This window comes from Pantoea leporis, assembly GCF_028048155.1.
In the GTDB taxonomy this organism is placed as follows: domain Bacteria; phylum Pseudomonadota; class Gammaproteobacteria; order Enterobacterales; family Enterobacteriaceae; genus Pantoea; species Pantoea leporis.
The window spans coordinates 123,816-145,662 of sequence record NZ_JALMEU010000009.1; the positions used below are offsets into that span (position 1 = coordinate 123,816).

A 21,847-nucleotide genomic window follows, 5' to 3' on the forward strand; every position below is an offset into this window, starting at 1 on the left:
CCTTCGCAGGACGGATGTCCGTCATCAACCGCGCTGGATTGCCTATGAAAATTGTCATCGCACCGGATTCATATAAAGAGAGTTTATCCGCCCTGGAAGTGGCTTCGGCGATTGAAGCGGGATTCCGCGAGATCTTTCCCGAAGCTGAGTACGTGAAAATACCGGTTGCCGACGGTGGTGAAGGCACGGTTGAAGCGATGGTGGCGGCAACGCAGGGAAACATTGTCCGGCTGACGGTTACTGGACCGCTCGGCAAGCCAGTGGAGGCGTTCTACGGTTTGTCAGGTGATGAGCGTACCGCATTTATCGAAATGGCGGCAGCCAGCGGGCTGGAGTTAGTGCCCGCGGCACAGCGCGATCCGCTGATTACCACCTCGTTCGGCACCGGCGAGCTGATCAAAGATGCGCTTGATCGCGGTGTCGATCACTTCATTATCGGCATTGGCGGCAGCGCCACCAATGATGGCGGTTCCGGCATGATGCAAGCGCTGGGCGCACAACTGCTGGATGAGCACGGCAAGCAAATCGCCTACGGCGGCGGCGCATTGCCGCAGCTGGCGTGCATCGATATCGAACAGCTGGATACGCGTATTAAGCAGTGTCGCTTTGAAGTCGCCTGCGATGTCAGCAATCCGCTCACCGGTGATGAGGGCGCTTCGGCGATCTTCGGTCCGCAGAAAGGCGCGACGCCGGAACTGGTGCAGCAGCTGGACAAAGCACTGGAACATTACGCCACCCTGATTCATCGCGATCTGGATATTGATGTTTTACACATTGATGGTGGCGGCGCGGCGGGCGGCATGGGCGCGGCGCTGCATGCGTTTTGTCAGGCCGAGTTACGCAGCGGCATTGAGATTGTCACTGAAGCCTTGGGCCTGGCCGAGCAGGTGAAAGATGCCGATCTGGTGATTACCGGCGAAGGGCGCATTGATAGTCAAAGCATTAACGGCAAGGTGCCGATTGGTGTGGCAAAGGTCGCGAAGCAGTTTAATAAACCGGTGATTGGCATTGCCGGAAGTTTAACCGCGGATGTCGGCGTGGTGCACCAACATGGGCTGGATGCGGTGTTCAGCGTGCTGTTTAGCATCTGCTCATTGGATGACGCGCTGGCCAACGCGGCGCAGAACGTGCGCCTGACGGCGCGCAATGTGGCGGCGGTGATAAAGCTGGGGAAAGGGAGATAGTTTTCCCTCACCCTAATCCTCTCCCAGAGGGAGAGGGAACCGATCGGAGCGATGGAATAAGTTTGCACGTAACTTCAGCATGCTCAGGGCAACTCCCTCGCCCGCTTGCGGGAGAGGGCGGGGTGAGGGGAAAATCGCACCGCACTAACCCAACGCCAACAATTTCCTCGCTTCACGCGCCACGTTCGCCATCTCATCGCTCAACTCCAGCAGCTCCGGCTCCAGCGCGTCGATATCGCTCTCCTGATGCAAACTCTTCTCCAGCTGCTGACACAGCTGCTTCAGGCGCGGCACGCCGCTGTAGCTGGCGCTGCCGTGCAGCTTGTGGATAATCTCGCGCAATCCCACCACATCATTGCTCGCCATTGCACTCTCTACGCGCTCTTCCACTTCCGGCAGGAAATCGAGCAGCATTTGCAGCAAATCGCGGGCTAAATCGGGTTTATTGGCGGCCTGACGTAGCGCCAGCGTCCAGTCCAGCGACGGCGCCACGTGCGGCTGTTGCGGCTGTGGCATGACCCGGTTCGGCGCGTAACGCTGCAGCAGCTGGCTCAATTTGTCCTCATCAATCGGTTTCGCCAGATAGTCATTCATGCCAGCGTTGATGAGCTGCGCACGTTCGCCGTCCAGCGCATGCGCAGTAACGGCGACAATCGGTGTGGTGGCGTGCAGCGGCAGGCTGCGGATGATTTCGCTGGCGCGGATGCCATCGATATCCGGCATCTGAATGTCCATCAGAATCACGTCCAGCTTGTGCAGGCGCGCCTGGCGAATCGCCTGCTCGGCGTTATCACACAGAATGATGTGCTGCACCTGCTCCTCCAGCAGCGCGCCAATCAGTTTCAGATTGGCGGGATTGTCATCCACCGCCATTACCGTCAGCGGCTGACGTGCACCACGCGGCAGCGCATCGCTTTGCCAGTCATGTAAGTCCAGCAGCATCGGCAGCAAGCGCGTCAACGAAACCGGTTTGGCGATACACCCGGCAATGCCGCGCGCCCGTAAGTCATCGGCAAACAGCATCATTTCACTCGGCAGCGCCAGCAGCACCGAATCGGCGCGCGCATGCAGACGTTTAATCAATGCATCCGGCAACGTCGCAGGATGCGGCTCGGTGACCGGCAAACCCATCAGCAGCAGCGGGAAGTGCGTCTCGGGCATCTCTTCCAGGCTGGAGAAGTGCTGCACCTGCAGCGGCGTGATGCTTAGCATCTCCTGCACCGCTTTTGCCACCGCCGGATGTGGCTCGATATACGCCAGCGGCGTGGCACGCAAATCGTCCAACATGCGCGGAATGGCTGGCGCATTGGGATTGAGATCGAGATGAATGTGCACCCAGAAGGTCGAACCCTGATTCGGGCGGCTGTGGAAGGCAATTTCGCCGCCCATTTCGCTCACCAGTTTCTGCGTGATCACCAACCCTAAACCGGTGCCGCCATGACGGCGCGTAATGCTGGCATCGGCCTGACGAAACGCCTGGAATAGCTGCGACTGCTGCTGTTCAGAGATACCGATGCCGGTGTCATGCACCTGAATCTCCAGCTCGACGCGCGTAGTGTTGATGCTGCGCAGCTCAACGCGCAAATCGATATGACCGTGCTCGGTGAATTTAATCGCGTTACCAATCAGGTTAATCATGATCTGCTGCAGGCGCAGCGGATCACCAATCACATTATCCGGCACCTGTTTTTCCAGGCACACGGTAATTTCCAGCCCTTTGTCATGGGCGGACGGCGCCAGCAGCACCAGGGTTTCATCCAGCGTGGCGCGCAGCGGGAACGGGATCGACTCCAGCACCAGCTTGCCGGCTTCCAGTTTCGAGAAATCGAGCACGTCATTAATGATGCTCAGCAGGTTATTCGCCGAACGCTCGATGGTGCTCATGTAGTCGCGCTGGTTGGTGCTCAGCCCGGTTTTTAGCATCTGACGGGTAAAGCCAATTACGCCGTTCAGCGGCGTACGCAGCTCATGCGACATGTTGGCGAGGAACTCCGATTTGATGCGCGCCGCTTCCTGCGCGCGCTTCTTCGCCAGATCCAGCTCCACGTTCTGAATCTCCAGCTGCTCCAGCGTTTCACGCAGATCGTAAGTCGCCTGATCGATGTTCTGCTGCATCTCTTCGTGATAGGCGGTGAGCGACATTGCCATGGCGTTGATGCCGTTTTTCAGAATACTCAGCTCGCCCAGCATGTAACCATCGACGCGGCTGTCCAGCTGGCCACGACGAATGCGGTCCACGGTGGTAACCATATTGCGAATGGGACCGGTGACGTCGCGCATCAGGCGATAGGCAAACAGCATGGCGATGCACAGGCAGAACAGCAGCAGCAGCGTGGCGACAAATACTTCTTTGTACTGCTCCAGCCGCACTGATTGCAGATCCAGTTCGATCGCCACATAACCCAGCGGATTCCCGGCTGGTTTGGCATCTTCGCCCGGCAGCTCATCCACCGAATAGCGTTCAGAGATAATCGGCGTGCGCAGAATCATAATTGTGCCTTGCCGCTCCACCGAGACGCCATCTTCCAGCGTGGAGATGTCCTCTTTTTGCAGCAGCGCCAGATTCTGATTGTTATTCGAGGTGACGTAGACGTGATTGTTGTTGTCGAAAATGGTGATGGCACGGACAATATCGGAGTGGCGGCGATGCAGCAGACTGACTAACTCGCGAATCGCATCGCGGTTGTGCCACGTCATGCCGTATTCACTAGAGACCGCCAGCGGTTCGATGATGTTCGCTCCCGCGTCGTGCACCTGATGCTGTAATTCGTTGTAGCGGTGCACCACAAAGAAGGTACTGAGCAGCAGACCAATCATCAGCGTTGGTGCCAGTATCAGAATCATCATTCGCGCCCGCAGGCTGTATTTGGTCATAATTGTGGCCTGGCGACTCCTGGCATTTTTTCCCTGTGCGAGCACGGCTATTGGCTGCACACCCAATTAACGTAGAGATTTCACAATACTATGGCGCAATTTTACTCCGCAAAACAGCGTGTGACGACGAAGGCTCGCATATCCGTCACCATTGAAGACCTCGATCCTTTCGGACAAGGTGTTGCGCGCCATAAAGGCAAGGCGATGTTTGTTAGCGGCGCGCTGCCCGGTGAACAGGCGGAAGTGACGGTGTTCGAGGATAAAAGCAAATACGCACGCGCCAAAGCCAACAAGATCATTAATCCCAGCCCACAGCGGGAAACACCGCGCTGCGTCCATTTTGGCGTGTGCGGCGGCTGCCAGCAGCAACATGCCTCGGTGGCTTTGCAGCAGGAGAGTAAAGCGCGCGCATTAAGCCGCATGTTAAGCCGCGAAGCGCCGCTGCCGGTGAAGGTGGATGAGATCATCAGCGGCAGCGCGTGGGGTTATCGTCGCCGGGCGCGTTTAGGATTGCAGTGGCAGCCAAAACAGCAGCGTTTGCAAATGGGGTTCCGTCAGGCCGCCAGCAACGATCTGGTTGAACTGAAGCAATGCCCGGTTTTGGTGCCCGAACTTGAAGCGTTGCTGCAGCCGCTGCACCAGTGCCTCAGCGATTTACAGGCAGTTAAACGGTTAGGCCACGTAGAATTGGTGCTGGCGGATAATGGCCCGCTGATGGTGCTGCGTCATCTTGATGCATTATCTGCCGGCGACCACGCAAAACTGGAACGCATTTCGCATGAGCAGCAACTGTCGCTCTATCTGGCTGATGGCAGTGAAAGTTTGCTCGCGCTGAATGCGCGCCAACCTTTTTATCACTCGTTGAATTTGCCGCTATCCTTTAGCCCGCAGAATTTTATTCAGGTCAACGATGGTGTGAATCAGCAGATGGTCGCCAAAGCCATTGAATGGCTGGATTTGCAGCCAGAGGATCGTGTGCTGGATTTGTTCTGCGGCATGGGAAACTTTACCTTGCCATTAGGAAAGTTCGTACAAAATGTTGTAGGTGTGGAGGGCGTTGCAGCATTAGTGCAGCAGGCAGCGTATAATGCTGAGCAGACTAATCTCAAGAATGTTCGCTTTTTCCAGCATAACCTGGAGGAAGATGTATCGCGTCAGCCGTGGGCGACGCAGGGATTTAACAAGGTGTTACTGGATCCAGCGCGTGCTGGGGCCGCGGGCGTAATGGCGCATGTGGTTAAACTTGCGCCGCAACGTGTGGTCTATGTTTCCTGTAACCCTACAACGCTGGCGCGTGACAGTCAGACATTGCTGTCAGCGGGCTACCATTTGGAAAGGGTCGCGATGCTGGATATGTTCCCCCATACCAGTCATCTCGAATCCATGGTGCTGTTTAGCAAAGCATAAGCGATGTCCACATCGCTGTGGCAGGAGAGGATATGGTTGCGGTTAGAAGTGCGCATTTAAATACGGCGGGCGAATTTGCCCTCGACCAGTGGATCGCCAGTTTGAGTATCAACAATCCGCAATCCTGTCAGCGACTGGCGGATGCGTGGCGCTACTGTGAAGCCGAAACGCACAACCATCCTGATCAAGCTCTGCTGCTGTGGCGCGGTATTGAGATGGTGGAAATTCTCACCATGCTCAGCATGGACATTGACAGCCTGCGCGCGGCACTGCTGTTCCCGCTCGCCAACGCCGATGTGGTGAGCGAAGAGGATCTCGAAAAAGCCTTTGGCAAAGAGATTGTGATGTTGGTGCACGGCGTGCGCGACATGGATGCCATTCGCCAGCTGAAAGCGATTCACAACGATTCGATGGCCTCCGAGCAGGTGGATAACGTGCGCCGCATGCTGCTGGCGATGGTGGAAGATTTTCGCTGCGTGGTTATCAAGCTGGCGGAACGTATCGCCCATCTGCGAGAAATGAAAGACGCGCCAGAAGATGAGCGCGTGCTCGCGGCGAAAGAGAGCACCAATATCTACGCGCCGCTGGCCAACCGCTTGGGTATCGGTCAGCTCAAATGGGAGCTGGAAGATTACTGCTTCCGCTATCTGCATCCCGATGAATACAAACGCATTGCTAAGCTGCTGCATGAACGCCGTATTGACCGCGAAGGCTATATTGAAAGCTTCGTTGCCAACCTGCGTGCCGAGATGCAGAAAGAGGGCGTGCGTGCTGAAGTGTATGGTCGTCCGAAACACATCTACAGCATCTGGCGCAAGATGCAGAAGAAGTCATTAGCGTTCGATGAGCTGTTTGACGTGCGCGCGGTGCGTATCGTGGCGGAACGGCTGCAGGATTGCTACGGCGCGCTTGGTACGGTGCATACGTTGTTTCGCCATCTGCCAAGTGAGTTTGACGACTACGTTGCCAATCCCAAGCCTAACGGCTATCAATCGATTCATACCGTGGTGCTGGGTCCGCAGGGCAAAACGGTGGAAATCCAGATTCGTACGCGCCAGATGCATGAAGATGCCGAGCTGGGCGTCGCCGCACACTGGAAGTACAAAGAAGGTCCAACCTCCAGCAACGCGCGCGGCGCGGCAGGACATGAAGGGCGCATCGCCTGGCTGCGTAAGCTGATTAGCTGGCAGGAAGAGATGGCTGATTCCGGCGAGATGCTGGAAGAGGTGCGCAGCCAGGTATTCGACGACCGCGTGTATGTGTTTACCCCGAAAGGTGACGTGGTCGATCTGCCGGCGGGATCAACGCCGCTCGACTTCGCCTACCATATTCACAGCGATATCGGCCACCGCTGCATTGGCGCCAAAATCAGCGGGCGCATCGTGCCGTTTACCTATCAGTTGCAGATGGGCGATCAGATTGAAGTGATCACCCAGAAACAGCCAAACCCAAGCCGCGACTGGCTGAACCCGAACCTCGGCTATATCACCACCAGCCGCGGACGCTCGAAAATTCACGCCTGGTTCCGCAAACAGGATCGTGACAAAAATATCATTGCTGGCCGTCAGATCCTCGAAAGCGAGCTAAATCAGATGGATATCAGCATGCGCGAAGCGGAAAAACTGCTGCTGCCGCGCTATAACGTCAGTTCGCAGGATGAGCTGCTGGCGATGATTGGCGGCGGCGATATTCGCCTCAATCAGATGGTGAATTTCCTGCAGGGCAAGCTCAACAAGCCGAGCGCCGAAGAGGAAGATCGCGAGGCGCTGCGCCTGCTGACGCAGAAGTCACATGCGCCGTCCGCGCGCAAAGAGAGCGGTCGCGTGGTGGTGGAAGGCGTGGGCAATCTGCTGCACCACATCGCCCGCTGCTGCCAGCCGATTCCTGGCGACGATATCGTGGGCTTCATTACTCAGGGGCGCGGCATTTCGATTCACCGCGCCGACTGCGACCAGTTAACCGAGCTGATTTCGCACGCACCGGAACGTATCGTTGATGCGGTGTGGGGCGAGGATTACTCCAGCGGTTATTCGCTGGTGGTACGCGTTACCGCCAACGATCGTAGCGGCCTGCTACGCGATATCACCACCATTCTGGCTAACGAGAAGGTCAATGTGCTCGGCGTCTCCAGCCGCAGTGACACCAAAAAGCAGCTGGCAACCATTGATATGGATATTGAGATCTATAACCAGCAAGTGCTTGGCCGCGTGCTGGCACGTCTCAATCAGGTGCCGGATATTATCGACGCGCGCCGTTTGCATTGATTCAGAGCCGTTTGTCCCCCATCCCGACCTTCCCCCGTTCGCGGGGGAAGAAGACGCTGCCGTATTTGTAACCAGCGCAGTCTCTCCCAAAATTTTCCCAAAGGATCCTTTCATGACGCCCTTAAATCGCCTGCTCACCATCATGCAAACCTTGCGCGACCCGGAGCGCGGCTGCCCGTGGGATCGTCAGCAAACCTTCGCCTCGATCGCGCCTTACACGCTGGAAGAAACCTACGAAGTGATCGATGCCATCCAGCGTGAAGATTTTGCCGATCTGCGCGGTGAACTTGGCGATCTGCTGTTTCAGGTTGTGTTCTACGCGCAGATGGCCGATGAGCAGCAGCGCTTTAATTTCGATGACATCTGCAACGCCATCAGCGACAAACTTGAGCGCCGTCATCCGCACATTTTTGGCGATGTTCAGGCTGCAACCAGCGAAGAAGTGCTGAAAAACTGGGAAGCCATCAAGCACAGCGAACGCGCAGAAAAATCGCAGCACTCGGCGCTGGACGACATTCCTAAAGCGCTGCCGGCATTGATGCGCGCGCACAAAATTCAGAAGCGTTGCAGCTCGGTGGGCTTCGACTGGAACAATCTCGGCCCGGTGCTGGATAAAGTGCATGAAGAGATCGATGAAGTGATGCACGAAGCGCAGCAAGCGGTGGTGGATAACGCCAGGCTGGAAGAGGAAATCGGTGATTTGCTGTTCGCGACCGTCAATTTGTCGCGCCATTTAGGCAGCAAAGCGGAAGTCGCCTTGCAAAAAGCCAACGATAAATTTGAGCGCCGCTTCCGCGAAGTTGAAGCCATCATCGCCTCACAAGGGTTAGCCATAAGCGATGCGACCCTGGATCAAATGGAAGCCGCCTGGCAGCAGGTGAAAGTGAGCGAGAACAAACAGTAAGCGAATCTGGCGATTATTCCAGCGCTGCGCATAAATTCGCCGCTTGAGCTTACTCGATTCAGCCTTGCGGCGACTTTGTGACGTACATCAACATTTCGCACCATGCTATCCGCTATGTTACCGGCTTACCTGTGGAGGACGATGGTGTGATTCATCAATTGTGGCTTAAGACGACTTCAAGTATACTATTTTCCCGTCTTGGTTATTCCACCGTCTTTAAACCTAAACTCTCAGGTTCAGCATGACAACGAATTATATTTTTGTGACCGGCGGGGTTGTTTCCTCTCTGGGCAAAGGCATTGCCGCAGCCTCCCTCGCAGCCATCCTTGAAGCACGTGGTCTGAATGTGACCATCATGAAACTCGATCCGTACATCAACGTCGATCCGGGTACCATGAGCCCAACGCAGCACGGTGAAGTATTTGTTACCGATGATGGGGCCGAAACCGATCTGGATTTAGGTCACTACGAGCGCTTCATCCGCACCAAAATGTCGCGCCGTAACAACTTTACTACCGGTCGTATCTACTCAGAAGTGCTGCGCAAAGAGCGTCGCGGTGACTATCTGGGCGCCACGATTCAGGTTATTCCACACATCACCAACGCCATCAAAGAACGCATTATTGAAGGCGGCGAAGGTCATGACGTGGTTCTGGTCGAGATCGGCGGTACCGTGGGTGATATCGAATCCCTGCCGTTCCTCGAAGCGATTCGTCAGATGGCGGTCGATGTCGGTCGTGAACACACCATGTATATGCACCTGACGCTGGTGCCGTATATGGCGGCCGCAGGCGAAGTGAAAACCAAGCCAACCCAGCATTCAGTGAAAGAGCTGCTGTCGATCGGGATTCAGCCAGACGTGCTGATCTGCCGTTCTGACCGCGCGGTGCCGGCGAACGAACGCGCTAAAATCGCGCTGTTCTGTAACGTGCCAGAAAAAGCGGTTATTTCCCTGAAAGATGTGGATTCCATCTACAAGATTCCAGGCATGCTGAAATCGCAAGGTCTGGATGATTACATCTGCAAGCGTTTCAATCTGAACGCGCCGGAAGCGAACCTGGCCGAATGGGAACAGGTTATTTACGAAGAAGCCAATCCGGGCGGCGAAGTGACCATCGGTATGGTCGGCAAATATGTCGAACTGCCGGATGCGTACAAGTCAGTGATTGAGGCCTTGAAACACGGTGGCCTGAAAAATCGCGTTACCGTGAATATCAAATTGATCGACTCGCAGGATGTTGAAACGCGCGGTGTCGAATTACTGAAAGATCTGGATGCTATTCTGATCCCTGGCGGCTTCGGCTACCGCGGTGTGGAAGGCAAAATGATGACGGCGCAATACGCCCGTGAGAACAACGTGCCTTACCTGGGAATTTGCCTGGGCATGCAGGTTGCGCTGATGGAATTCGCCCGCAACGTTGCCGGTATGGAAGGCGCGAACTCTACGGAATTTGTGCCAGACTGTAAGTATCCGGTGGTTGCGCTTATCACCGAATGGCGTGACGAAGAGGGCAACGTTGAACAGCGTACTGAGCAGAGCGATCTGGGCGGCACCATGCGTTTGGGCAGCCAGCAGTGCCAGTTGACGCCGGAAAGCAAAGTGCGTCAGTTGTACGGTTCTGAAATCATTACCGAACGCCACCGTCATCGTTACGAAGTAAACAATATGTTGCTGAAGCCGATTGAAGCGGCGGGTCTGCATATTGCCGGTCGTTCTGGCGACGATCAGCTGGTTGAGATCATTGAGATCCCGAACCACCCGTGGTTTGTTGCCTGTCAGTTCCACCCGGAATTCACGTCGACCCCACGCGATGGTCATCCGCTGTTCGCTGGCTTTGTGAAAGCCGCGCAGGAACACCAGAAGCGTTTAGCGAAGTAAGTTTCACGAACAACGCGCGAACTTTTCGCGCGTTGTTTGTCTTAGGATTGACTAACTTGTACTGAGGAAAATCGAATGTCCAAAATCGTAAAAGTCATCGGTCGCGAAATCATCGACTCCCGTGGCAACCCAACTGTAGAAGCAGAAGTGCATCTGGAAGGCGGTTTCGTTGGTCTGGCTGCTGCGCCATCAGGTGCATCAACCGGTTCTCGCGAAGCTCTGGAGCTGCGTGACGGTGACAAATCTCGTTTCCTGGGCAAAGGCGTAACCAAAGCGGTTGCGGCTGTTAACGGTCCAATCGCTAACGCGGTAACCGGTAAAGATGCCAAAGACCAGGCGAACATCGATAAGATCATGATCGAGCTGGACGGTACTGAGAACAAATCTAACTTCGGTGCTAACGCCATTCTGGCGGTTTCACTGGCTGCTGCTAAAGCTGCTGCTGCCTCTAAAGGCCTGCCGCTGTACGCACACATCGCTGAACTGAACGGCACCCCAGGCAAATACTCTATGCCGCTGCCAATGATGAACATCATCAACGGTGGTGAGCACGCCGACAACAACGTCGACATCCAGGAATTCATGATTCAGCCGGTTGGCGCGCCAACCCTGAAAGAAGCGATCCGCATGGGTTCTGAAGTCTTCCATCACCTGGCGAAAGTGCTGAAGTCTAAAGGCATGAGCACTGCAGTTGGTGACGAAGGTGGCTACGCGCCAAACCTGGGTTCTAACGCCGAAGCGCTGGCTGTTATCGCTGAAGCGGTAAAAGCAGCAGGCTACGAACTGGGCAAAGACATCACCCTGGCGATGGACTGCGCAGCATCTGAATTCTACAAAGACGGCAAATATGTGCTGGCTGGCGAAGGCAACAAAGCCTTCTCTTCAGAAGAGTTCACCCACTTCCTGGAAGACCTGACCAAACAGTACCCAATCGTTTCTATCGAAGACGGTCTGGATGAATCTGACTGGACTGGTTTCGCCTACCAGACCAAAGTGCTGGGCGACAAAATCCAGCTGGTGGGTGACGATCTGTTCGTAACCAACACCAAGATCCTGAAAGAAGGTATCGATAAAGGCATCGCTAACTCCATCCTGATCAAATTCAACCAGATCGGTTCACTGACCGAAACTCTGGCTGCAATCAAGATGGCGAAAGATGCGGGTTATACCGCGGTGATTTCACACCGTTCAGGTGAAACCGAAGATGCAACCATCGCTGACCTGGCGGTAGGTACGGCGGCTGGCCAGATCAAAACCGGTTCTATGAGCCGTTCTGACCGTGTTGCTAAGTACAACCAGCTGATTCGTATCGAAGAAGCGCTGGGCAGCAAAGCACCGTTCAACGGTCTGAAAGAAGTTAAAGGCCAGGCGTAATCGCCTGAGTATGCTGCCTGCGGGCAGCATCGTCTGAATGAAGCCCCGCCTTGTGCGGGGCTTTTGCTTTTATTTGGCACGAAGCAGCTGTGACCTGGCGCATAAGATCTGCCATAATCTGCGCCTCAAATTTTAGACGTGAGTAAATAATGTTCTACCCGATTAACGAAATGTTCCAGACGCTGCAGGGCGAAGGTTTTTACACCGGTGTTCCGGCGCTGTTCATCCGCTTACAAGGATGTCCGGTGGGCTGTAGCTGGTGTGATACCAAACATACCTGGGAAAAGCGGGCGGATCGGGAGACCTCGCTGGGTGATATTCTGGTCAAAACCGTGGAAAGCGATGCGTGGGGCAGCGCCGATGCGGCCATGTTGATCGACACCATTCAACGTCAGGGCTGGACCGCACGTCATGTGGTGATCACCGGCGGCGAACCGGCGATTTTTGATCTGCGCCCTTTGACGGAACAATTAGAAGCGGCGGGTTTTGCCTGCCAGATCGAAACCAGCGGCACGCACGACGTGCAGTGTTCCGACGCAACATGGGTGACGGTTTCACCCAAGGTGAACATGCGCGGTGGCTATGATGTTTTGCCGCAGGCACTGCAGCGTGCAGATGAGATTAAACATCCGGTGGCGCGTGAGCGTGATGTGGAAGCGTTAGATGCGTTGCTGGCAGGATTACACGACGATAAAAAGCGCATTGTGGCGCTGCAACCGATCAGCCGGGGTGATGCGGCAACGAAACTCTGTATTGAAACCTGTATCGCCCGCAACTGGCGGCTTTCGATGCAGACGCACAAATACCTGAATATTGCCTGAGTTCTAAGGTCGCCATGCATGGCGACCTCACTCACGGTTACGGCTTCACTGACCTCAACCGCGATAAACGCAGCCGGCGGTGCAGGTCTCTTTAATCATCACCGCACTCAATTCCGGCAGAATCGGCTTCATCTGATCCCAAATCCATTTCGCCAGCACTTCACTGGTAGGATTTTCCAGACCCGGAATGTCATTCAGATAGTGATGATCGAGGCGTTCATACAGCGGCTTAAACTTCGCCTTCAGTTCGGCAAAATCCATCACCCAACCGGTATGCGCATCCACTTCGCCGGTAATTTCTAATCGCACCAGGAATGAATGGCCGTGCAAACGCCCACATTTATGGCCTTCCGGCACGTGAGGTAAGCGGTGGGCAGATTCAAACTGGAACTCTTTAAATAACGTGGTAGACATAATGGCTCTCAGACTTAAAAACCGCTGAAGTCTACCTGAATTGCAGATTTTTCGCACCCGCTGGCAACGAAAAGGGCATTATGCGCCATCCCGCCAGCAAAACGGCTAATTAACTCATTGAATCATATCGCCTTCATTTACCACTTTTGCTGGTTAACTTTACCCGAAAAACCACTTAGTCATTTTGGTTATTTAATATGTCGAAGGCGTATTTAATCGTTAATATACAGCCCGGTAACCTACGCACTCTTTCGCAACATATTGATCCGGACTTCTGACACTGGAATTTTTAACGCAATGACGACTCAGGCACCAGGTTCACTGCTTCCGTTATCACCGGAGCAACTCGCGCGCTTACAGGCGGCGACCACGGATTTCAACACCACTCAGATGGCCTGGCTCTCCGGCTATTTCTGGGGCATGGTCAATCAGACGCCGGGTGCGGCTGCCGCGCCAGCGCCTGTGCAGGCAGAAACCCCGACCATCACGCTGATCTCCGCCTCGCAGACCGGTAACGCGCGTCGCCTGGCTGAGCAACTGCGTGATGACCTGCTGGCTGCTAAGCTGAGCGTCAATCTGGTTAACGCCGGCGATTATAAATTCAAGCAGATCGGTCAGGAAAAGCTGCTGGTGGTGGTGACTTCCACGCAAGGCGAGGGCGAGCCGCCGGAAGAGGCGGTGGCGCTGCATAAATTCCTGCTATCGAAGAAAGCGCCGAAGTTCGCAGGCACAGCGTTTGCGGTGTTCGGTCTCGGCGATACCTCTTATGAGTTTTTCAGCAAAGCCGGTAAAGACTTTGATGAACGTCTGGCTGAGTTGGGTGCAGAACGTCTGCTGGATCGTGTGGATGCCGATGTTGAATACAAAGAGCAGGCGAACGCCTGGCGTCAGCAGATCACCGAGATTCTGAAGGCACGTGTGCCGAGCGAATCGCCGGCACAGGCCGCCATCACCGCGGCGGGCAGCGTTAACCTTGTCGACAGCAGCCCGTACACCAAAGAAGAGCCATTGGTGGCCAGCCTGGCGGCCAACCAGAAGATCACCGGACGCGATTCGGATAAAGATGTGCGTCACATTGAGATCGACCTTGGCGATTCTGGCCTGCGCTACCAGCCGGGCGACGCACTCGGCGTGTGGTTTGAAAACGATGACGAGCTGGTGCAGGAACTGCTGCAGCTGGTGTGGCTGAAAGGTGACGAGCAGGTAGACGTGCAGGGCAAAACCCTGCCGCTGGCCGAAGCGCTGAAAACCCATTTCGAACTGACGGTCAACACGCCACAAATCGTCGAACAGTATGCGGCGCTGTCCCGCAATGACGCGCTGCTGGCGCTGGCCGGTGACAAGCCGAAGCTGCAGAGTTATGCGCAGAGCTTCCCGATTGTCGATATGGTGCGTCAGGCACCGACCGAACTGAATGCCGAACAATTAACCGGCCTGCTGCGTCCGCTGACGCCGCGCCTCTACTCCATCGCCTCATCGCAGGCGGAGAACGAAACCGAAGTGCACATCACCGTAGGTGCGGTGCGCTTTGAAATCGACGGTCGTCAGCGCGGCGGCGGCGCCTCAACATGGTTGGCGGATCGTATTGAGGAAGAAGGCGAAATTCGCGTCTTCATCGAGCACAACGATAACTTCCGTTTACCGGCTAACCCGGAAACGCCAGTGATCATGATTGGTCCGGGCACCGGCATCGCGCCGTTCCGCGCCTTTATGCAGCAGCGCGATAACGATGGCGCAGGCGGTAAAAACTGGCTGTTCTTCGGTAACCCGCATTTCACCGATGATTTCCTCTATCAGGTGGAGTGGCAGAAGTATGTCAAAGATGGCCTGCTGACCCATATTGATCTGGCATGGTCGCGCGATCAGGCCGAGAAGGTTTACGTACAAGATAAGATCCGCGCCAAAGGTGCGGAGGTGTGGAGCTGGTTACAGGAAGGCGCACACCTTTACGTCTGCGGCGACGCCAATCGTATGGCGAAAGACGTTGAGCAGGCATTACTGGATGTGGTGGTCGAACACGGCGGCATGGATCGTGAAACGGCTGACGAATTTTTAAGTGAGCTGCGCATTGAGCGCCGTTATCAGCGAGACGTTTACTAATGAGCGAAAAACATCCTGGACCGCTGGTCGTTGAAGGCAAGCTGGTCGACGCTGAGCGTCTGAAAAAACAGAGCAACTACCTGCGCGGCACCATCCTCGACGATCTCGACGATGGCCTGACCGGCGGCTTCACTGGCGACAACTTCCTGCTGATCCGTTTCCACGGTATGTACCAGCAGGATGACCGCGACATTCGTGCCGAGCGTGTAGCGCAGAAACTCGAACCGCGTCACGCCATGATGCTGCGTTGCCGTCTGCCGGGCGGCATCATCACGCCAACGCAGTGGCTGGCAATTGATAAATTCGCCACCGATAAAACCATTTATGGCAGCATCCGGTTGACCAACCGCCAGACCTTCCAGTTTCACGGCATTCTGAAGAAGAACGTCAAGCCGACGCACCAGATGCTGCACGAAGTCGGGCTGGATGCGCTGGCGACCGCCAACGACGTGAACCGTAACGTGCTTTGCACCTCGAATCCGGTGGAATCAGAGCTGCATCAGGAAGCGTACGAGTGGGCGAAAAAGCTGTCAGAGCATCTGCTACCACAAACCCGCGCTTACGCGGAAATCTGGTGGGACAAAGAGAAGGTCGCCACCACCGATAAAGAGCCGATTCTTGGCGAAACCTATCTGCCGCGTAAATTCAAAACCACGGTGGTGGTGCCGCCGCATAACGATGTCGATCTGCATGCCAATGACCTGAACTTCATCGCCATCGCCGAGCAGGGCAAGCTGATTGGTTTTAACCTGCTGGTGGGCGGGGGCTTGTCGATCGATCACGGCAACAAAGCGACTTATGCGCGCACCGCAAGCGAATTCGGCTTTCTGCCGGTCGAGAAGATCCTCGACGTGGCGGCTGCGGTGGTCACCACGCAGCGCGATTGGGGGAATCGTACCGAGCGTAAAAATGCCAAGACCAAATACACGCTGGAACGCGTCGGTGTTGAAACCTTCAAAGCGGAAGTGGAAAAGCGTGCCGGTCTGACCTTCGAACCGATTCGTCCGTATGCGTTCACCTCGCGCGGCGATCGCGTTGGCTGGGTGAAAGGCATCGATGAGAAATGGCACCTGACGCTGTTCATTGAGAACGGCCGTCTGCTGGATTATCCTGGCCGTCCGCTGAAACGCGGCATCGCCGAAATTGCCAAAATCCATCAGGGCGATTTCCGTCTGACGGCTAACCAGAACCTGATTGTGGCTGGCGTGCCGGAGAAGCAAAAAGCGCAGATCGAAGCCATCGCCCGTGAACACGGTTTGATGGAAGCGGTCACGCCGCAGCGTGAGAACTCGATGGCGTGTGTGGCGTTCCCGACCTGTCCGCTGGCGATGGCCGAAGCCGAGCGCTTCCTGCCGTCGTTCGTGACCAAAGTGGAAGAGATCATGCATAAGCATGGTGTCGGCGAAGAGCACATAGTGTTACGCGTTACCGGTTGCCCAAATGGTTGTGGCCGTGCTTTGCTGGCGGAGTTAGGTCTGGTGGGCAAAGCGCCGGGCCGTTACAACTTACACATTGGCGGCAACCGTGAAGGTACGCGCATTCCACGCATGTACCGCGAGAACATCAACGAAGGCGAAATCCTCGCCAGCATTGATGAGCTGGTGGCGCGCTGGGCAACCGAGCGTCAGGCCAACGAAGGCTTCGGCGACTTCGTGATTCGCACCGGCATTATTAAAGCCGTGGTTGATCCCGCCCGTGATTTCTGGGACTCGGAGGCAGTATGACGGTACTCGATCTCGCAGCACTGAATGGTTCATCAAAAGTTGACCGCATCATGGCGCTGGCGGAAAGCAACGTGCAGCTGGAGAAACTCTCCGCTGAACAACGCGTGGGCTGGGCATTAGAACAGCTGCCAGGCGCATTTGTGTTGTCATCCAGCTTTGGTATTCAGGCGGCGGTTTTGCTGCATATGGTGACGCAGCAGAAGCCGGACATTCCGGTGATCCTGACCGATACCGGTTATCTGTTCCCGGAAACTTACCGCTTTATTGATGAGCTGACCGACAAGCTCAATCTCAACCTGCAAATCTTCCGTGCGGAAACTTCAGCGGCATGGCAGGAAGCGCGTTACGGCAAACTGTGGGAGCAGGGCGTCGAGGGGATTGAGCAGTATAACCAGATCAACAAAGTGGAACCGATGAACCGCGCGCTGGAAACGCTGGGCGCGCAAACCTGGTTTGCTGGCCTGCGCCGCGATCAGTCTGGCAGTCGCGCCAGTTTGCCGGTGCTGGCGGTGCAGCGCGGCGTGTTCAAGATTCTGCCGATCATTGATTGGGATAACCGTCAGGTGCATCAGTATCTGACCCAACACGGATTGAAATATCATCCGTTGTGGGATGAAGGTTATCTGTCAGTGGGCGATACGCATACCACCAAAAAGTGGGAACCGGGCATGGCAGAGGAAGAGACACGCTTCTTCGGCCTGAAGCGCGAGTGCGGGTTGCATGAAGGTTGATTGGTAGGTGCTGGTTGTCCCCCATCCTTGGTTTGTGCTCGCTTTCCCCCTCCTCGGTCCTCCCCCATGAATGGGGGAGGAAGATGCTGCCAGTTGGTGCTCGCTTTCCCCCTCCTCGGTCCTCCCCCATAAATGGGGGAGGAAGATGCTGCCACATGTGAGTTCTGAACCTGCATGTGGCAGCGTCTCCTTCCCCCGCTAGCGGGGGAAGGCCGGGATGGGGGACAGCCAGCACAATCAAGTATGAGTACAGCCAGCACAATCAAACCCCCTGCAACCCCGCAAACTCTTCCGCCGCACGCGTCATATTCACTTTCGTCACTTCATAATGCGCCACCGCCACAAACGGATCTTCCGCCAGGATGGTATCTAATCGCGCACGATCAATATCCTTCACCAACAGCACGCCGCCGGTGCGTGGATCTTTGCGTCCCGCCGCGATAAACACGCCGTTAGCGAAATAGCGATCCAGCCAGCTAATGTGCGGTTCCAGTAACGCTTCCACTTCTTCTACCGGACGAAAATAGTCTAGATATACCACGTACATAGGGAATCCTCAGGTTGTCGGATTAGCAAGCTCGGTCAGCAGCGGCAGCAGAATCTTCACGCTGTCATGCGTGCGCTGGGTGATGCGGCCAGGCAGCCAGTGATCGAGGTAGTTGAGGTTATCGCGCTCGGTTTGATGGCGCACATTGCCTTCCGGGAAGTGGCTGGAACGCGCGCGCTGCTGCTGCCCATCTTTGTTGCCCAGCGTCCAGTTGGCGGCGGTGACATCCATCAGTGGCATGCCGGCTTTGTCGAACGGATTGACGCCGGGATAATCGCGTGCGGTCATCGCGTGGCTGGCGGCGGAGATACCGTAACGGTGCGCCAGCTGCACGGCACGCGCGCTGGTCTGTTTGCGCACTGCCGCTGGCGTATTGATACCGCTGTTAAAGTAGAGATGATCGCCGACAATCAGGCTATTCAGATCGATCACCAGCAGCGTGTTCTTCTTCTCCTGCGCGCTCATGCGCGCCAGATAATCATCCATGCCGTGCAAACCCGCTTCACCGGCGCTCAGCGCCACAAAGCGCACGCCGTAGTGCAGCGGCGTTTTGCTTAGCGCCTGCGCCAGCTCCAGCATCACGCCAAGCCCGGAGGCATTGTCATCCACGCCCTGCAAACGCAGGCCGCCGAGATTGTTATCGGCTTCGTGGCGGCTGAGCGGCGTCCAGGTATCCAGATGAGTAACGATCAGGATCTCCTGCGGCACTTCACCGGCACGCGCGGCAATCACCGACGTGGCCGTAACTTTGTGGGTGCGGCTCTCGCCCTTTTTCTCCAGCCAGCTATAGCTGGTTTTAAACTGGCGGGTATTACTCTGATATCCCAACTGGCTGAACTGCTGCTGCAGATAATCGGCAGTCAGCAACTCGGCGGGACTGCCGCTCATGCGGCCGGGGAAATAGGTGGCGATATGGCGAAGCTGCTGTTCGGCAAAATGTCCTGGCGTGTTGTTGCTCGCAGCCTGAACAAAGAAAGGCAAACCGCCCGCGAGCAGTGCAGCCAGCACAGTGCGGCGGAGAGTGGCAAACATAGTTAGCGTCCTTTTCTGACATCCGGTCATGCTAAAAAAATTCCGACTTAGTATGAAACTGTGACGACGCTTGCACAATTTGATTTTCTCCGAAACACCAGCAATATCATTTGTTAAGCACAAAATGTTATCAGCAATCCTGGGTCGTTATTCCATTCGGTAACTACTCATTCCAATTCGTAATTTCATCTGCTGGAAGGCCGGGACGTATAGTCGCGTTAACTTATTGTAAAACTAGCAAGGTTAACGTGGATTATCTGCCTCTCTTTGCCGATCTCAAAAGTCGTCCGGTGCTGGTTGTCGGCGGTGGCGACATCGCGGCGCGCAAAATAGAACTGCTGCGGCGTGCCGGTGCGCGCGTGCTGGTCGCCGCGCGCGAACTCGGTCATGAGCTGCAGGCGCTGCTGGAAATTGAGGCGATTGAATGGATCGCCCACCGCTTCGATCCGGCGCAGCTGGATGGCGTGTTCCTCGTGATTGCCGCTACCGATGACAACGCGCTTAACGCGCAGGTGTTCGATGCCGCCAATGCGCGCCACAAGCTGGTGAACGTGGTGGACGATCAGCCGAAGTGCAGCTTTATCTTCCCGTCGATTGTCGATCGTTCACCGCTGGTGGTGGCCATCTCCTCCAGCGGCACCGCGCCGGTGTTGGCGCGTCTGCTGCGTGAAAAAATTGAAGCGTTACTGCCGGCCAATCTCGGGCAGATGGCGGAAGTGGCCGGGCAGTGGCGCGACAAGGTGAAGCAGCGCTATCACCGCATGTCTGACCGCCGTCGCTTCTGGGAGCGCGCCTTTAACGGTCTGTTCGCCAGCCAGATGGCGGCGGGTAACGTCCATGAAGCGCGGCGCACGCTGGATCACGAACTGGAAAACGATAGCGACAATCAAGGCGAAATTACGCTGGTAGGCGCCGGTCCAGGCGACAGCGGTTTGCTGACGCTGCGTGGCTTACAGGTGATGCAGCTGGCCGATGTGGTGCTGTATGACCATCTGGTCAGCGACGAAGTGCTTGAGCTGGTGCGGCGCGATGCCGACCGCATCTGCGTCGGTAAACGCGCCGGTGCGCATTCGGTGCCGCAGGAAGAAACCAATCAGATGCTGGTGACGCTGGCGCAACAGGGTAAACGCGTGGTGCGCCTGAAAGGCGGCGATCCGTTTATTTTTGGCCGCGGTGGCGAAGAGCTGCAGGCGGCGCAGGCCGCGGGGATTCCGTTCCAGGTGGTGCCGGGCATCACCGCTGCAGCAGGCGCAACCGCCTATGCCGGTATTCCACTGACCCATCGCGACCACGCGCAGAGCGTGCTGTTTATTACCGGTCACTGTCGCGCGGATGGCGACGGCATTGATTGGCCGTCGCTGGCGCGCGCACGTCAAACCTTAGCGATTTATATGGGCACGGTGAAAGCGGCGGAAATCGCTGCCGGGCTTATCGAACATGGCCGCGCCGCCTCCACGCCGGTAGCGGTGATTGGGCGCGGCACGCGTCAGGATCAGCAGGTGCTGACCGGCACATTGGATCAACTGGAGGCGCTGGCTGCGGCCGCGCCCACGCCAGCACTGTTAGTGATTGGCGAAGTCGTAAATTTGCACGGGCAATTGGCCTGGTTCCAACATTCGGCACAGCAGGGGGCTCGCGAGTCCGCCGTTGTCAATTTGGCTTGAGGAAAAATTATGGACCAAAATCGACTTACTCATCTGCGCCAGCTGGAGGCAGAGAGTATCCATATCATCCGCGAGGTGGCGGCCGAGTTCAGCAATCCGGTGATGATGTACTCCATCGGTAAAGACTCCTCGGTAATGCTGCATCTGGCGCGTAAAGCCTTCTATCCGGGCACGCTGCCGTTTCCGCTGCTGCATGTTGATACCGGCTGGAAATTCCGTGAAATGTACGAGTTCCGCGATCGCACCGTGAAAGCGATGGGCGCGGAGTTGCTGGTGCATCGCAACCCGGAAGGCGTGGCGATGGGCATCAACCCGTTTGTGCACGGCAGCGCCAAGCACACCGACATCATGAAAACCGAAGGCCTGAAGCAGGCGCTGAACAAATACGGTTTTGATGCGGCATTTGGCGGCGCACGTCGTGATGAAGAGAAGTCGCGCGCGAAAGAGCGTATCTACTCCTTCCGCGATCGCTTCCACCGCTGGGACCCGAAAAACCAGCGTCCTGAGCTGTGGCACAACTATAACGGCCAGATCAACAAAGGCGAAAGCATCCGCGTGTTTCCGCTCTCCAACTGGACCGAGCTGGATATCTGGCAGTACATCTTCCTCGAGAATATCGAGATCGTGCCGCTTTACCTCGCCGCGCCGCGTCCGGTGCTGGAGCGTGATGGCATGCTGATGATGATCGACGACGACCGTATCGATCTCCAGCCAGGTGAAGTGATCAAGCAGCGCATGGTGCGTTTCCGTACGCTCGGCTGCTGGCCGCTGACCGGCGCAGTTGAATCAGAGGCGCAGACGCTGCCGGAAATTATTGAAGAGATGCTGGTCTCCACCACCAGTGAACGCCAGGGACGCGTGATTGACCGCGACCAGGCCGGTTCGATGGAAATGAAGAAACGTCAGGGTTATTTCTAAGGAGACGCAG

At 56.2% G+C, this 21,847-nt stretch carries 16 protein-coding genes; 12 read left to right on the forward strand and 4 right to left on the reverse strand.

Features of this window, described 5'->3' with window-relative positions:
* Positions 1-44 precede the first annotated feature (44 nt).
* A complete protein-coding gene (locus MWH02_RS19150; RefSeq protein ID WP_271461259.1) occupies positions 45-1,184 on the forward strand; it encodes a glycerate kinase in 1,140 nt (379 codons plus the stop codon).
* A 144-nt stretch (positions 1,185-1,328) separates the two neighbouring features.
* Here MWH02_RS19150 and barA read toward each other — a convergent pair whose 3' ends face one another.
* Entirely contained in the window at positions 1,329-4,058 is a 2,730-nt protein-coding gene (barA, locus tag MWH02_RS19155) for a two-component sensor histidine kinase BarA (RefSeq protein ID WP_271461260.1), read from the reverse strand.
* 90 nt (positions 4,059-4,148) lie between these two features.
* Here barA and rlmD point away from each other — a divergent pair, with 90 nt between their 5' ends.
* The 6 genes from rlmD (at position 4,149) to queE (ending at position 12,707) form a co-directional block, all read left to right on the forward strand.
* Complete coding sequence (gene rlmD / locus MWH02_RS19160; protein WP_271461261.1) at positions 4,149-5,465, forward strand: 23S rRNA (uracil(1939)-C(5))-methyltransferase RlmD; 1,317 nt, start codon at positions 4,149-4,151, stop codon at positions 5,463-5,465.
* Between the two features lie 32 nt (positions 5,466-5,497).
* Entirely contained in the window at positions 5,498-7,729 is a 2,232-nt protein-coding gene (gene relA / locus MWH02_RS19165) for a GTP diphosphokinase (RefSeq protein ID WP_101762592.1), read from the forward strand.
* A gap of 112 nt (positions 7,730-7,841) precedes the next feature.
* Positions 7,842-8,633, forward strand: a complete 792-nt coding sequence (mazG, locus tag MWH02_RS19170; RefSeq protein WP_271461262.1) for a nucleoside triphosphate pyrophosphohydrolase — start codon at positions 7,842-7,844, stop codon at positions 8,631-8,633.
* A gap of 241 nt (positions 8,634-8,874) precedes the next feature.
* Positions 8,875-10,512, forward strand: coding sequence for a glutamine hydrolyzing CTP synthase (gene pyrG / locus MWH02_RS19175; protein WP_007891723.1), 1,638 nt, complete (start codon positions 8,875-8,877; stop codon positions 10,510-10,512).
* A gap of 75 nt (positions 10,513-10,587) precedes the next feature.
* On the forward strand, positions 10,588-11,886 hold the full coding sequence (gene eno, locus MWH02_RS19180) for a phosphopyruvate hydratase (protein WP_101762594.1): 1,299 nt from the start codon (positions 10,588-10,590) through the stop codon (positions 11,884-11,886).
* A 149-nt stretch (positions 11,887-12,035) separates the two neighbouring features.
* Complete coding sequence (gene queE, locus MWH02_RS19185; RefSeq protein WP_110868307.1) at positions 12,036-12,707, forward strand: 7-carboxy-7-deazaguanine synthase QueE; 672 nt, start codon at positions 12,036-12,038, stop codon at positions 12,705-12,707.
* A 54-nt stretch (positions 12,708-12,761) separates the two neighbouring features.
* Here queE and queD read toward each other — a convergent pair whose 3' ends face one another.
* Positions 12,762-13,121: a 6-carboxytetrahydropterin synthase QueD gene (queD, locus tag MWH02_RS19190; RefSeq protein WP_167391191.1), complete on the reverse strand. Its 360-nt coding sequence runs from the start codon at positions 13,119-13,121 to the stop codon at positions 12,762-12,764.
* 297 nt (positions 13,122-13,418) lie between these two features.
* Here queD and cysJ point away from each other — a divergent pair, with 297 nt between their 5' ends.
* The 3 genes from cysJ to MWH02_RS19205 are packed head-to-tail and all read left to right on the forward strand — an operon-like array spanning position 13,419 to position 17,676.
* Positions 13,419-15,221, forward strand: a complete 1,803-nt coding sequence (gene cysJ, locus MWH02_RS19195; protein ID WP_222185577.1) for an NADPH-dependent assimilatory sulfite reductase flavoprotein subunit — start codon at positions 13,419-13,421, stop codon at positions 15,219-15,221.
* A complete protein-coding gene (gene cysI, locus MWH02_RS19200) occupies positions 15,221-16,945 on the forward strand; it encodes an assimilatory sulfite reductase (NADPH) hemoprotein subunit (RefSeq protein ID WP_271461263.1) in 1,725 nt (574 codons plus the stop codon). Before cysJ ends, cysI begins: the two co-directional genes overlap by 1 nt.
* Positions 16,942-17,676, forward strand: coding sequence for a phosphoadenylyl-sulfate reductase (locus MWH02_RS19205; RefSeq protein WP_101762598.1), 735 nt, complete (start codon positions 16,942-16,944; stop codon positions 17,674-17,676). Before cysI ends, MWH02_RS19205 begins: the two co-directional genes overlap by 4 nt.
* A gap of 262 nt (positions 17,677-17,938) precedes the next feature.
* Here the strand turns inward: MWH02_RS19205 and MWH02_RS19210 are convergent, their stop codons facing one another.
* The gene (locus tag MWH02_RS19210; RefSeq protein ID WP_101762599.1) at positions 17,939-18,223 is read right to left on the reverse strand and encodes a YciI family protein; all 285 of its coding nucleotides are present in this window, start codon (positions 18,221-18,223) and stop codon (positions 17,939-17,941) included.
* 9 nt (positions 18,224-18,232) lie between these two features.
* The gene (locus MWH02_RS19215; RefSeq protein ID WP_271461264.1) at positions 18,233-19,255 is read right to left on the reverse strand and encodes an aminopeptidase; all 1,023 of its coding nucleotides are present in this window, start codon (positions 19,253-19,255) and stop codon (positions 18,233-18,235) included.
* 248 nt (positions 19,256-19,503) lie between these two features.
* Here MWH02_RS19215 and cysG point away from each other — a divergent pair, with 248 nt between their 5' ends.
* Positions 19,504-20,919 carry a siroheme synthase CysG gene (gene cysG / locus MWH02_RS19220; RefSeq protein WP_101762601.1) on the forward strand — a complete coding sequence of 472 codons (1,416 nt, stop codon included), beginning with the start codon at positions 19,504-19,506 and terminating at the stop codon, positions 20,917-20,919.
* Between the two features lie 9 nt (positions 20,920-20,928).
* Positions 20,929-21,837 (forward strand): sulfate adenylyltransferase subunit CysD, encoded by a 909-nt coding sequence (cysD, locus tag MWH02_RS19225; RefSeq protein ID WP_007893231.1) that lies wholly within the window; start codon positions 20,929-20,931, stop codon positions 21,835-21,837.
* The last annotated feature ends 10 nt before the right edge of the window (positions 21,838-21,847 follow it).

Bases quoted from the DNA above. Each gene is read 5' to 3' on its own strand.
- MWH02_RS19150 (WP_271461259.1), top strand. From the start codon at position 45: ATGAAAATTGTCATCGCACCGGATTCATATAAAGAGAGTTTATCCGCC.
- barA (WP_271461260.1), bottom strand. From the start codon at position 4,058: ATGACCAAATACAGCCTGCGGGCGCGAATGATGATTCTGATACTGGCA.
- rlmD (WP_271461261.1), top strand. From the start codon at position 4,149: ATGGCGCAATTTTACTCCGCAAAACAGCGTGTGACGACGAAGGCTCGC.
- relA (WP_101762592.1), top strand. From the start codon at position 5,498: ATGGTTGCGGTTAGAAGTGCGCATTTAAATACGGCGGGCGAATTTGCC.
- mazG (WP_271461262.1), top strand. From the start codon at position 7,842: ATGACGCCCTTAAATCGCCTGCTCACCATCATGCAAACCTTGCGCGAC.
- pyrG (WP_007891723.1), top strand. From the start codon at position 8,875: ATGACAACGAATTATATTTTTGTGACCGGCGGGGTTGTTTCCTCTCTG.
- eno (WP_101762594.1), top strand. From the start codon at position 10,588: ATGTCCAAAATCGTAAAAGTCATCGGTCGCGAAATCATCGACTCCCGT.
- queE (WP_110868307.1), top strand. From the start codon at position 12,036: ATGTTCTACCCGATTAACGAAATGTTCCAGACGCTGCAGGGCGAAGGT.
- queD (WP_167391191.1), bottom strand. From the start codon at position 13,121: ATGTCTACCACGTTATTTAAAGAGTTCCAGTTTGAATCTGCCCACCGC.
- cysJ (WP_222185577.1), top strand. From the start codon at position 13,419: ATGACGACTCAGGCACCAGGTTCACTGCTTCCGTTATCACCGGAGCAA.
- cysI (WP_271461263.1), top strand. From the start codon at position 15,221: ATGAGCGAAAAACATCCTGGACCGCTGGTCGTTGAAGGCAAGCTGGTC.
- MWH02_RS19205 (WP_101762598.1), top strand. From the start codon at position 16,942: ATGACGGTACTCGATCTCGCAGCACTGAATGGTTCATCAAAAGTTGAC.
- MWH02_RS19210 (WP_101762599.1), bottom strand. From the start codon at position 18,223: ATGTACGTGGTATATCTAGACTATTTTCGTCCGGTAGAAGAAGTGGAA.
- MWH02_RS19215 (WP_271461264.1), bottom strand. From the start codon at position 19,255: ATGTTTGCCACTCTCCGCCGCACTGTGCTGGCTGCACTGCTCGCGGGC.
- cysD (WP_007893231.1), top strand. From the start codon at position 20,929: ATGGACCAAAATCGACTTACTCATCTGCGCCAGCTGGAGGCAGAGAGT.